The organism is Bacteroides muris (ex Fokt et al. 2023) (assembly GCF_024704895.1).
GTDB lineage: Bacteria > Bacteroidota > Bacteroidia > Bacteroidales > Bacteroidaceae > Bacteroides > Bacteroides muris.
In genome coordinates, this window is sequence record NZ_JAMZEE010000034.1 from 34,378 (window position 1) to 47,274 (window position 12,897).

The window sequence follows — 12,897 nt, forward strand, 5'->3', positions numbered from 1 at the left end:
ATGCCGCTTTTGTTAGTTAAATATTTTATTAAATATAGCATCGTTTGTAAATTTGGTTTATATTTGCATCCAAATACTAATCTTGAATAAAATATAGAAAATGGAAAAGATTATTGGATTAATCAATGCGCCGTTCACTCCGTTCTATGAAAATGGTGAAGTAAACTATGAACCGATTGAGGCGTATGCCCGGATGTTGGTGAAGAATGGACTGAAAGGTGTATTTATCAATGGTTCCTCTGGTGAAGGCTATATGCTTACGGATGAGGAGCGTATGAAATTGGCTGAACGATGGGTAGAAGTGGCTCCGGAGGGCTTTAAGGTAATTGTACATGTAGGTAGCTGTTGTGTGAAGTCCAGCCGTAAACTTGCCGAGCATGCACAGAAGATTGGTGCATGGGGCATTGGCGCTATGGCACCTCCTTTCCCAAAAGTAGGTCGTGTAGAAGAGTTGGTGAAATATTGCGAAGAGATAGCTTGCGGTGCTCCCAATCTTCCTTTCTATTATTATCATATTCCGACATTCAATGGTGCTTTTCTTTCGATGGTAGCATTTCTGGAAGCTGTAGATGGCCGTATTCCCAATTTTGCCGGAATAAAATACACCTTTGAGAGCATGTATGAATATAATCAATGCCGTCTGTACAAGAACGGTAAGTATGATATGCTGCATGGACAAGACGAAACGATTCTTCCTTGCCTTGCCATGGGGGGAGCACAAGGCGGTATTGGCGGTACTACCAATTATAATGGAGTAAACCTGGTTGGCATCATTGATGCGTGGAAAGCGGGTGATTTGGAAAAAGCACGCCAACTGCAGAACTTCTCCCAGGAAGTCATCAATGTGATATGCCATTTCCGCGGCAATATCGTGGGTGGCAAGCGCATCATGAAACTGATAGGCTTGGATTTGGGCAAGAACCGTACTCCGTTCCAAAATATGACTGACGAAGAGGAATTGCGCATGAAAGCCGAGTTGGAAGCAATTCACTTTTTTGAACATTGCAATAAATTCTGATAATTATGGACTCGACAACACACTATTTGCAGATGTGGGCTGATTCCTATCGGCAAGATCTGATAGGTAATATTATGCCTTTTTGGTTGAAACATGGGTTAGACAGCAAACATGGTGGAGTTTATACGTGTATCAATCGGGATGGTTCGCTGATTGATACTACTAAGTCCGTTTGGTTTCAGGGGCGTTTCGGCTTTATTGCTGCTTTTGCATATAATAATGTCGAGAAGAATGCCGAATGGCTGGCGGCTTCCAAAAGTTGCATAGACTTTATCGAAAAATATTGTTTCGACGAAGATGGTCGTATGTATTTTGAAGTGAAGGAAGACGGCACTCCGCTTCGCAAGCGACGTTATGTCTTTTCCGAATGCTTTGCTGCCATAGCTATGTCGGAATATGCCATAGCATCCGGTGATTGCAGCTATGCAGAAAAAGCACTTGCTCTTTTCAAGCGCATACGGCATTTTGTTGTCACCCCGGGCATCTTGGAACCGAAGTACCTGAAAGCGCTGGAGGCACAGGGGCATTCCATTACGATGATTCTCATCAATACGGCTTCGCGCATTCGTGCTGCTATTGATGATCCGGTGTTGAGCAGCCAGATAGATGATTCTATAATGCTATTAAGCAAGTATTTCATTCACCCCGAATTCAAAGCTTTGCTCGAAATGGTAGGGCCGAATGGAGAGTTTATCGATACATGCAACGGTCGTGCCATCAATCCGGGACATTGTATCGAGACTTCTTGGTTCCTTCTGGAAGAAGCAAAATACCGCAACTGGGACAAAAAGTTAGTGGAGCTTGCCGTCACTATACTTGACTGGTCGTGGGAGTGGGGCTGGGATAAGGAATTTGGCGGAATCATTAACTTCCGCGATTGCCGAAACCTGCCCTGCCAGGATTATTCGCAGGACATGAAATTCTGGTGGCCGCAGACCGAAGCCATCATTGCCACCCTTTATGCTTATCAGGCTACTGCAGACAAAAAGTATCTGGAGATGCACAAGCAAATCAGTGACTGGACGTATGCCTGCTTCCCCGACAAGGAGTACGGTGAATGGTATGGTTATCTTCATCGTGACGGTACTGTGGCACAGCCTGCTAAAGGAAATATATTCAAAGGCCCTTTCCATATCCCCCGTATGATGATAAAGGGTTGTATGTTGTGTAATGAATTACTTTCAAAATGATAAGACCTTAATTAAAATATAGTACAATGAAAAATTCAAAAAGCTATCCTTGGATAGTGGTAGCTCTTTTGTGGGTGGTGGCTCTGCTTAACTATATGGATCGGCAGATGCTTTCCACCATGCAGGAGGCTATGAAAGTAGATATTGTGGAATTGGGTAAGGCAGAAGCTTTCGGTGCATTGATGGCAGTGTTCTTGTGGATTTACGGATTTATGAGTCCGGTGGCAGGGATGGTGGCCGATCGCGTGAGCCGTAAATGGTTGGTAGTCGGCAGTCTGTTTGTCTGGTCGGCGGTTACCTACATGATGGGTTATGCCGATTCTTTTCAGGAATTGTATTGGCTTCGTGCTTTTATGGGTATCAGCGAAGCGCTCTATATCCCTTCTGCTCTGTCGTTGATTGCCGATTGGCATCAGGATAAGTCCCGCTCTTTGGCTATCGGTATTCACATGACCGGTCTTTATGTAGGACAGGCCATTGGTGGTTTCGGTGCCACGGTGGCGGCTGCTTTTTCTTGGCATACAGCGTTTCATTGGTTCGGTATTATCGGAATAATCTATTCCTTTGTATTGTTGCTGTTCTTGCATGAGAATCCTGAACGTATAAAGATTGCCAAGCTGCAACCTGCTGTGAACGGAAAGAAGACTTCGTTGTTGGGCGGTTTGTCTGTAGTGTTATCTAATTGGGCATTTTGGGTCATATTGTTTTATTTTGCAGCTCCCAGTCTTCCGGGATGGGCCACCAAGAATTGGTTGCCTACTTTGTTTGCAGAGAGCCTGAATATACCAATGGCTGAAGCAGGACCTATTTCTACGATTACTATTGCCGTTTCTTCCTTTGTGGGAGTATTGGTTGGTGGTGTGATGTCCGACCGTTGGGTACAGAAGAATATCCGCGGACGTGTCTATACAGGTGCTATTGGCTTGGGAATGACTGTTCCTTCACTGTTGCTGCTCGGTATGGGGCACAGCTTTGTGAGTGTAGTAGGAGCCGGATTGCTGTTTGGTGTGGGTTATGGTATCTTTGATGCCAACAATATGCCTATACTTTGCCAGTTTGTTTCGGCTAAACACCGCGGAACGGCATACGGTATCATGAATATGACGGGTGTGTTTGCCGGTGCTGCCGTTACCCACTTGTTGGGACGCTGGACCGATGGTGGTAATTTGGGTATGGGATTTGCTATGTTGAGTGGAGTTGTATTGGTAGCATTGGCTCTTCAGCTCTATTTCTTACGCCCGAAAACTGATAATTTGGAATAATGGAATAATGGAATAACTGGTATGATTGTATCTAATTTGCAAAACAGTCAACGGGTGGAGTCCCTCCACCCGTTGTTCAAGACTCTTTTCGATTATGTCAAGTCGCACGACTTGTTGCATGCCGAATTAGGTCGCATCGAGATAAAAGGGGATGATTTGTTCATTAACAATGTGAATCCGGAAGGTGTAGCAGCCGAGAAGCAGGTGCTTGAGTTGCATCGTGCTTATATTGATGTGCATATCTTGCTCGATGGCAAGGAGAGAATAGGCTGGAAAGCTATCGAGGATTTGGAAACCGAGACCAAACCTTACGAGGAAGAGGGAGATTGTGCACTCTATTCGGATGTACCAACCGCTTTCGTTGATTTGCTTCCTGGGCAGTTTGCGATTGTCTATCCTGAGGATCCCCATGCTCCGGTTATTGGTGAGGGAAAGATACGTAAGCTGATTGCTAAAGTAAAGCTTTGATGTTTTTTTGTTTCATAACAAGGCAGGCTGTTTTCATAAAAAATGGGATAGCCTGCCTTGTTGCATATTTGCTTGATGTGCCATTACCAGGCATACTACAGGTAATTCTATAACATCCGTTCTTTCAAAAGAGCTTCGGCTATTTTTTTATACCCTTTTTCATTCGGATGCAGTCCGTCGCCAAACAAAGATTCATCTATTCGTCCGTCTCTCTTAGTAAGGAAAGGAGTAAGGTCTATATAAATAGCATTACTTTTTACCAATTCTTGCTGCAATTCGGTATTGATGTGGGCAATTCGTTGCTCTTGCCCTTTTCTTGGCAGGATTCCAATCACATGTAGCTTGGCAGAGGGTTGTCTTTCACGTATGGCTTTTGCGGTGAATACAATTCCTTCTATGATTTCGTGGTCTGTATTGAACTGCAAGTTATTGGTTCCTATCAGCATGAAAATATTTTTTGCCTCGTAGCCATCCAACTCTCCATGATAGATACGCCAAAGCACGTTCTCAATCTTGTCCCAACCGAAGCCCAGGTTATGCACCTTCGTTCCTTTGAACAAACGACTCCAAGCATGTTTGCCCCGTTGCTGGTGGGCAAGCGGTTCGCCTGCCCAATAATGGACTATCGAGTTGCCGATAATGACTGCTTCTGGAGAATCAGTACGGTTTAATTCCAAAATCTGTTCGTGCCTTGCCTGCCAGTCATAAGGGTCTCTTTGCTGTTTACAAGGAATGCAGGTCGATTCTGTTCCTGTTTCTTCTTTCAAAATTTCACGGATTTTCTTTACATAGCTATCAGCGTATTGTTGCATACCCAGGTCACTGGGATGTACCCCTTCGACCATGGCATCCATTGACAGGCCGATTTCTTCCTTTGTCAGGTAGTAGATGTCGGGTTCTTGCTGCATCAGCGTGTTGTATGCTTTCCGTAGTTGGCGATTTGACGCTCTGTAGGATGCTTCTGCGCGGTCTGATGTATATTCATTCATGTAGCCGCTGTGTTCTACTAACAAAACAGGGGCTTGGTTACGGGTACGGAGTGTTTTTATTCCTGTCAGGATGCGTTCTGCGATAACAGCAGTATCAGCGGGAGAAATCATGTTAGGCATACAGTCTATGATGTAGAGCTTTGCATCCGTTTCTGCCAATAGCTCGAAGAGTTCTTTCTCAAGTTTGCCACTTCCAGAAAAGCCTAAATTGACAACTGGATGTTCCATGGTTCTGTTTATGATGTTTATCCAAGCCATGCCTGGGCGCGAGGCACAAGCGCCTTGGGCGATGGATGTGCCGTATACTACTAAAGGCTTCTCTTCAGAGACGGGAATGAAACTGATGGAAGCGTTGTCTTTTACTCCGATTTCAAGAAAAGAAACCGAATTGTAAAGAGGTAGAAATAATGTATATTCGTAGCCCTTGTTCGAAGCGTCTTCGTAAGTAAGTCCGTCATAGGTATAAACGAGGGTGTCGCCCAAAGAGTATTTGGCGGCACACCAGCGGCTTCTACCGTTTCTGTCTGTGGCATAAAGGTCAACGCCCGAAACGCCTGTAGCAGGCATGTGGGCCATACTTCGTCCTCCGGTTACCGTGTATTTTATTTTTATTTCCGGTGAATTGCTGTAAAAAGCTATGGATAGACCGGCACTCTGTTGGGACAAGTTCCAGACCGCTTTGTTTACCAAGTTTTTCGCTTTCAGGGGTAGACGGGCGTAAGTTCGTTGTTGCTCATTATGCCATGCTCTGCCGCGAATGACCGGAAAGGGCTGATCTAGAGGATTGCTCCATTTAATTTGAGCCTGTGTATGCAAACTGCCTATAAGGAGAAGCAACAATAGGGCATATCTTTTTTTCATGGTCATATCGATTGAGTGTTTTATTTAGAAACTGTTTTGATTTTCTTTTTTCAAGTTTCCTCAGAAGAAAGAGAAAACTGAAGGGAAATTAAAACAGTTTCTTATTCGTTAATTTCTTTTCAGGCGAATAAATGAGGTCTTCTACGGCTTTCTCTCCGTCGGGAGTTACGAATACCGCTGTAAACATCCATTTCACCAGTCGCACTTCGGGGGTAGTGAATTTTCCGACAGGTAGTTTCAACAGTACCTTGTTCCAGCCTTTCTGTAAGTGCACGGGGATGGGTGGACGCGATACACAATTTTCATTGCCCAGCACCGTTTCATTACTTTTCTTCCGGTGGGTAGCTGTCCAGACAGGAGGAGCAATCTCCTCACCGTTTATCCAGATACGGCTTTCCCGGTAGTCCCATTTGCCTGCGGGAGGCGGCAAATCCGGTTCCGAACGCGAGTAGTTCTGTGTCTCAGCCCATAATCCTACTTGCTGCTTGTGCGGAGAGTAAACCCAAGTATAAGCGTATGCGGTATGGTTTTCCTGCGGGTTCTTATAGAAAGTCGGAACCAATGATCCCCACACATGGCGTAGGTAGATGCCGGCACCGGTGGCTGGATGTACGCCATACGTCTTGCCTTCGTACTGATAGGCATCTTTCCACTCTTCCTGTTCGGGTGGGAAGGAACGAGTCAAATCGCCTTCGTTTGGAAAAGCGTCGGTAATGTTCCATTTTACGTTCGTCTGTCTGACGTAGGCGAAGGGTTCGCTTTGAAAAGTGTATTCCTTGTGCCACAACATCCTGCGTTCAAAATCGGCAAATGCCTTGAATTCTTCCGAGTCTTCTTGAGGAAGGATGGTACCATGCTTGTCGAAATATTCTGTGCCTCCTCCGCGCCACGCTCGTTCGGCCATCGCTAGCATGTTGGGGTAGAAATTGTTTTCCAGTATCACATTCTGCTCGTCGGCCACATAACGGTCGTTCCAGATGGCGAGGATGGCACCGGCCACATCATGGCTTCCCTGCTCTTCGTTGTAGATGCGGCTGTTGTAGAGGGCTACGACATCTCCGAAAGTATCGAAATGGTTCAGGTAATGGAAGCGGGAATCGATGGCAGGAATGCCTTTCTGTGCCTTGCCCCGGTAGCTCCACAGATGGGTCATGTCTATGTCGCCCGGCTGATACTTCCATCCCGGATTCCAGGAAATTACTTTTTTTCCTTTAGAGCGAACATAAGATACCATTTCGGGTACAAAGTGAGGATTGGTGAATCGAACTTCATCCGTCCCGATATGCAGATAAGGAACATCGAACGTTTCACAGACTTCATCTATCAGCAGTTTCAGTATCTTCATGCCTTCGGGGCTTTGCATGTCGTGGCGGAAGGTGCGTACAAAAGCTTCGCTATGTCCCGGCATGTCGATTTCCGGAAGCAGTAACACTTGATGTGCTTTACAGAAATCTACCAATTCCCGTGCTTCTTCCAAGGTATAATATTGTCCCGGCATGCGGGTGGTGTTTACACTGTCATTCAGCATCGGAAATATTCTGCTTTGCAGACGCCAGGACTGGTTTTCCGTCAGGTGCCAGTGGAATACGTTGATTTTGAACTTCGACAGAAGGGCAATCTCCTTCTTCAATTCCTGCATGGACATGTATCGCCGTCCTACGTCGTGTAAAAAGCCCCGGATGCGGAAAGAGGGCCAGTCGGTAATGGTGCATCCTTCAAAACTAAGTCCTTTTTTCCTTGAATGTTGCAGTTGCGCAAGCGTCTGCATGGCCCAATATACCCCCCGTTCTGTCACTGCCTCTACGGTAATTTTGTTCGGAGCCACTATCAGTCGGTATGCCTCTTCTTGATTCAAGGCGGCATTTTCAATTGCTGCAACTAGTTTCACTTCGATGAGCGTGTTTGCTTGCTCTTTGACTTTGCCACCACGTTCTTTGACGAAGGCTTCCCATTCTTTTTGAAGTACAGGGCTCGAAATTCTCACTATGTCTGCATTGAATTCTTTTCCGGAAGGCGTAAACTTCTGCGGATAGGGCAGCAGGTGGACGCTGTCTGCCTGCATACTTGGGGAAAACATCAGGCAGCACAACAGGCTGAGTAGAAAAGGAAATACATTTTTCATGGCATAAATAGATGTTTTTTGTATAATAAATGGGTGAACTTCAATATACTCTTTAGGTAAATTGATACAACAAAGATAGGACTTTTTCTTAATATTCTGTACAATTTTTCAAATTTATGGATATAAAGCTACGTCTCCATATAAAACACAATAGCCCGGGTGTTTAGTCCCGGGCATAAAGTGATTGATATATAAAAATAAGGTTAGTTCCGTCAATATTCGATATTCTCAGCTTTGTTATATCCCCAGGTCTGTTTGATTTCCGGATCGGCTGTCATGACACCGATATTAATAGGCCACAGTAACTTATATTCTTCCGTGTTACTTAACACTGCAGCAGCCTCTTCTCCGGGCTCCGGATAAGCCACGGCAACTGAGAATGCCAAAGGCTTCTTGGCAGCATCGTGCATACGTACCAAGTCGAACCAACGTGTACCTTCACCGGCAAACTCCTTGTCGCGTTCTTTCAAAATAGCCAATTCATTTTCGGCATAGGTGCCGTCTGTGTAGGCCAAGTCTTCCGTATAGTTCTCGCCATAGGCACGTTTGCGCACCTCATTGATGTAAGAAGCACATGGTTTGCCAAGACCGTTTTCCACTTCGGCCATCATCAGCAGTACATCTGCATATCTCATCATAACAATGTCATTGTCGAAATAGCGGATGCCATCGGTTACGTGACCCACCAATTTCAGCATGCTTGAACCGTGTTTTGTCAGTTCCTCGTCCTGATAGTATTCCAGGAAAGTGGCGGCACGTCGGCTGTCAGTCTGATCGAATGATTTGATGAAAGCAGATTTCCACTCATATCTTACGATACCGGCAGTGTTCAACTGAAGTACGTCCTGCATGACGGTACCATCGGGATTATAGTAAGAACCCACTACGATAGACGGAGTATATAAAAAGCTGCTTCCCCAGTGAGTCGCTTCACCACGGTCGAAATACATGGATAAAATAGACTCTGTGTTATTGGCTTTTTTGCCATAATCGAAGATATCGGCATAGTTCTTCATCAAGGAAAACTTGTTGCTGCCGATGATTTCGTTCAAAGCTTTTTGGGCTATCTCCAAATCCGATGTTCCGGTAGCTGTATGAGGTTTTTCGTCATCATTGGTAGTCACCTTTGCCGACCACAGATAAATCTGCGCTTTCAGGAACAAAGTGGCGTACTTCGACCAATAATATTTGTCGAAAGAAGTTGTTGATCCGAAAGCAGTTTCAGAATCGTTGATGTCTTTCTTGATAAACGCAAGCACATCTTCAGCCGAAGAGCGTTTCATGTACAAACTTACAGCGTCAATCTTTCCATCTAATATCTTGATATCTTTTTCCAAGGGCACGGCACCATACGTTCTGTACAGCATGAAGTAATAGTAAGCGCGCATACCATAAGCTTGTCCCAAGAAAGTATTGCGTGCCGATTCACTCAGGAACGCGCACTCGTCTCTCACTTGCTCGATGAAGTGGTTCACTTGCAGAATATTTCCATAATAATTGTTCCAATTGCTTATACCTGTGCTGGTGGTACGCAAGTCGTTGCGGATGATGGAAGATGAATTCAAAGATGTATTGATGGAAGAAGTTCCTTCACGCATGGTTCCGCCTCTCAATTCACCCAACACCAACGGTGAAGAATAATCATCTCTAAGGTAAGCATGCAGGCCGTTCATGTAGGTGCTTACTTGTTCTGGATTTTTCCAATAATTGCCGGCAGCCGCATAGTCTTCCGGACTCAAGTCTAAGGTATCGCAACTGTACATGCCGAATAATAATGCACCGGCGATGCCGTATATAAATTTCTTCATAATTCTGTTGTTTTTTAATAGTTTAGAATGTTACATTTACGCCAAACACGAGATTTGTTGGCAACGGGTATCCTCCCCAGCCGTTTGCACCATATTCAGGAGATGCCACATATTTGGCTCCGGTGATGTATCCTAAATTCTGGGCAGTGATGTTCAAATCTACTCTTTCCATTTTCACTTTCTGTATCCAGGATTTCGGCAGGCTGTAGCTCAGGCTGAGTTCCCGGATAGACAGGTAGCTTGCGTTATCAACGAACAGGCTGTTGTTGTCGCGGGCATAGTTGCGTTTTCCATTTTGATCGGCAAATACATACGTAGGATATCTGGCACCCTTGTTGTCTTCAGACCATGTGTTGCTCACCAGGTCGATGGTATTGTAAGTACCTTGCATGTTACCCATAATCCACGGGGTCTTCGAGTCGAATATCTTATGACCCAACGCGAAGTCGAATCGTGCGGTAAAGGTCAGTCCTTTCCAAGACACGTTGGTGTTAATACCACCGGTCCAGTGAGGAACGGTATTGCCCAGTTTCACCTTGTCATAATTGTCTATCACACCGTCTCCGTTTACGTCTTTCCACTTCACGTCGCCCGGTTGGATAGGTAGGCCGTTCGCTTTTTCGGCATCGCTCAGCTTTGCCCATGCTTCGGGACCGTAGAGAGTCTTGTTGCTTGAACCGTTGTTACCGGTAGAGATGTCTTTCAAGTTACCTGGTATATCATCGTAGCTTTGGTAAATGCCTTCTGCCTTGAAACCATAAATGGCACCCGGTTCCTGTCCTTCCTGATAGCCACCTACCCATATTTTTTCCCATGAGCCGTTTGCCGATTTCTTTCCCGTGTATACTTCAAAGGCATTCTGCATGTTTCTGTCCAGACCGTTGTTGGGCAAGGAGATGACCTTGTTTTTGTTATAGGCGATGTTGGCGCCAATGTTCCATTTCCAATCTTTCGTTTCGAACACTTTGGCATTGAGCTCGATTTCGACACCAATGTTCTGGATTTCGCCATTGTTGGTCAGGTAGCTACTGATACCCGAGTGCGAAGGCAACGTGATGTAAGCCAGCTTGTCTTTCGTGCGGCGGTTGTAGAACGTGACATTTGCGTTGTAGCGGTTGTTCAGGAAACTGAGGTCTGCACCTACTTCGAAGGTATAAGATTTTTCCCAGGTTAGGTTTGGGTTCGGCAGCCCGGTCAGGCTGTTAGTACCTCCACCGTTGTATTTGCCGACACTTCCATAAGAACCCTGCACGGTATAATCACCGATATATTTGGTATCCACGTTACCGTTTGATCCGTAGCTTGCACGGATTTTAGCGAAGGAGATGATGTCCCGCAACCCCTCCATAAAGTTTTCTTTACCGATAATCCAACCGGCGGAAATACCTGGGAAGACACCCCAGCGGGCATCTTTGTTCAGACGGGAGTAACCGTCGCGGCGGAGTACGGCAGATATAAGATATTTTTCATTGAAAGAATAGTCCACTTTGCCGAAGAACGACATGATGCGGTTCTCGTAGTGCCATGAATCCATGTAGCGTCTTTCGGGATCTGTCAGGTTCAAATCCTGAAAATCGCCTGTAGGTGCTCCGTAACCGTATGCATTGAATCCCTTTTCCTGCGCGATGAAATACTCGAAACCGAGCATCGCATTGACATCGTGCTTTCTGAAGTTCCGGTTGTAGGTGGCGATGACGTTGTAAGTTTGGTTCAACTTCCGGTTGTAATCGTCATACGTATAGTGGTCTCTATTCCAATTGTTTACACCGGTCATATAGTCGGAGTTGAAGTATTCGTACTTGCGGTCCTCGTAGTACCAACTTCCGCTGAACTTCAAGTCCAAATCTTTCATCAAATGTGCCGTAAAGGCTTGTGTCATGGTGTATTTGTCGGTATTGTTGTCTCTGTGCAGGGCATCCTTGTAGGCCAGCACGTTGGCATCGCCCGTTCCGCGCACACCAATCAACCATTCGCCGTCCTCATTCTTGCCACGGAAGGTGGGAGGCAAAGAGAACACCCGGCTGAAATAGCTGGCTGCATCGGCATTGCCTACCAGACCGTCCCACGTGTTGTGCGAATAGTTCAATGAAGAATTGGAGGTCAGCCAAGATTTGATTTTGTAGTCCGCATTGAAGGTGAAGGTGAAACGCTTGTACCAGTTGTTGGTAGCATTGCCTTCCGAATTGTTGAAACCTATCGAGGCATAGTACGTACCTTTCTCGTTACCTCCTGTGAAATCAACCGTGTAATCTTGGCTGAATGCCGGAGAGTTGACATTTGTGTCTTCCAGCATGAATTCCTTGAAGATAAGTTTGTCGCCATACACAGGGTCTATCATGGTTTTCCAACCCTTGTTGAGCAAGAATGCTAGGTCGTCACTGTATTTCATGACACTCCAGTTGGCATTGCTTACTTTGTTGCCATCGGCTACAGTGCCGTCAGCATTGAAATAGATGTTACCCGTACCGTAAGGCTGCGCACCGCTCAAACTGCTCAGATTGGTCCAGCCAGCCCACGAACCGTCTGACTTCTTATATATCTGGGAGGCATTCTGATATGACTTACGCATCCAATAGATGTACTCTTCTGCACCTAAAAAGTTGTAGTTGTTGTTGAAGTAATTCAAACCGAATTTAGCTTTCACACCGATGTTGCTCACACCGTCCTTACCGCGTTTGGTGGTTACAAGAATCACACCATTGGCGGCACGGGCACCATAGATGGCGGTAGCACCTGCGTCTTTCATTACTTCCATGGACTCGATGTCAGAAGGGTTGATGTCACTCAACTCACGTTGCGCACCGTCAATGATGACCAAAGGAGAGCCCGAACCGTCCAGACTTGTACCACCACGCAGAATCAAGGTAGGTGTAGCACTCGGGTCACCGGAAGTCTGACGAACCTGCAAGCCCGATACTGCACCGGATAATGCTTGGGCAGGGTTGGAGTGGAGACCGCTTGCTAGCACTTCTTTATCTACTTTGGAAATTGAATTGGTAACCTTGGAACGGAGCGTTTTTCCACCATAGGCAGTAACAACAACCTCTTCCAGCATTTCTGCGTCTTCCTTCATCGTGATGTTCAATGGTTTTCCGTTCCAGGCTTGTTCTACCGTTTTGTAACCCACAAATGAAATTTGGATAATGTCGCCTTCTTTCACACCGGACAAAGAGAAATTA

The 12,897-nt window shown here is 45.7% G+C and carries 8 protein-coding genes; 4 read left to right on the forward strand and 4 right to left on the reverse strand.

The features are described 5' to 3' along the window. Window positions 1-100: 100 nt before the first annotated feature. From M1B78_RS13205 to M1B78_RS13220, 4 genes are read left to right on the forward strand one after another with little or no spacing between them, the layout of a single operon-like run. Window positions 101-1,018, forward strand: a complete 918-nt coding sequence (locus tag M1B78_RS13205) for a dihydrodipicolinate synthase family protein (protein WP_257940921.1) — start codon at window positions 101-103, stop codon at window positions 1,016-1,018. A 5-nt stretch (window positions 1,019-1,023) separates the two neighbouring features. Next, complete coding sequence (locus tag M1B78_RS13210) at window positions 1,024-2,208, forward strand: AGE family epimerase/isomerase (RefSeq protein WP_257940922.1); 1,185 nt, start codon at window positions 1,024-1,026, stop codon at window positions 2,206-2,208. Between the two features lie 26 nt (window positions 2,209-2,234). Beyond that, a complete protein-coding gene (locus M1B78_RS13215; RefSeq protein ID WP_257930708.1) occupies window positions 2,235-3,470 on the forward strand; it encodes an MFS transporter in 1,236 nt (411 codons plus the stop codon). 21 nt (window positions 3,471-3,491) lie between these two features. After that, complete coding sequence (locus M1B78_RS13220) at window positions 3,492-3,938, forward strand: YhcH/YjgK/YiaL family protein (protein WP_257940923.1); 447 nt, start codon at window positions 3,492-3,494, stop codon at window positions 3,936-3,938. 107 nt (window positions 3,939-4,045) lie between these two features. Here M1B78_RS13220 and M1B78_RS13225 read toward each other — a convergent pair whose 3' ends face one another. The 4 genes from M1B78_RS13225 to M1B78_RS13240 all read right to left on the reverse strand — a co-directional run. Beyond that, window positions 4,046-5,788, reverse strand: coding sequence for an SGNH/GDSL hydrolase family protein (locus M1B78_RS13225; RefSeq protein ID WP_257940924.1), 1,743 nt, complete (start codon window positions 5,786-5,788; stop codon window positions 4,046-4,048). Between the two features lie 88 nt (window positions 5,789-5,876). Next, on the reverse strand, window positions 5,877-7,910 hold the full coding sequence (locus tag M1B78_RS13230; RefSeq protein WP_257940925.1) for a beta-N-acetylhexosaminidase: 2,034 nt from the start codon (window positions 7,908-7,910) through the stop codon (window positions 5,877-5,879). Between the two features lie 212 nt (window positions 7,911-8,122). Further along, window positions 8,123-9,718 (reverse strand): RagB/SusD family nutrient uptake outer membrane protein, encoded by a 1,596-nt coding sequence (locus tag M1B78_RS13235; RefSeq protein WP_257940926.1) that lies wholly within the window; start codon window positions 9,716-9,718, stop codon window positions 8,123-8,125. Between the two features lie 22 nt (window positions 9,719-9,740). Further along, the coding region (locus M1B78_RS13240) for a SusC/RagA family TonB-linked outer membrane protein (RefSeq protein WP_257940927.1) at window positions 9,741-12,897 on the reverse strand (3,157 nt) is incomplete at its 5' end.

What these genes read in the sequence shown, in the direction of transcription:
- M1B78_RS13220 (WP_257940923.1), top strand. Translation starts at nt 3,492, where the DNA reads ATGATTGTATCTAATTTGCAAAACAGTCAACGGGTGGAGTCCCTCCAC.
- M1B78_RS13235 (WP_257940926.1), bottom strand. Translation starts at nt 9,718, where the DNA reads ATGAAGAAATTTATATACGGCATCGCCGGTGCATTATTATTCGGCATG.
- M1B78_RS13215 (WP_257930708.1), top strand. Translation starts at nt 2,235, where the DNA reads ATGAAAAATTCAAAAAGCTATCCTTGGATAGTGGTAGCTCTTTTGTGG.
- M1B78_RS13205 (WP_257940921.1), top strand. Translation starts at nt 101, where the DNA reads ATGGAAAAGATTATTGGATTAATCAATGCGCCGTTCACTCCGTTCTAT.
- M1B78_RS13210 (WP_257940922.1), top strand. Translation starts at nt 1,024, where the DNA reads ATGGACTCGACAACACACTATTTGCAGATGTGGGCTGATTCCTATCGG.
- M1B78_RS13230 (WP_257940925.1), bottom strand. Translation starts at nt 7,910, where the DNA reads ATGAAAAATGTATTTCCTTTTCTACTCAGCCTGTTGTGCTGCCTGATG.
- M1B78_RS13225 (WP_257940924.1), bottom strand. Translation starts at nt 5,788, where the DNA reads ATGAAAAAAAGATATGCCCTATTGTTGCTTCTCCTTATAGGCAGTTTG.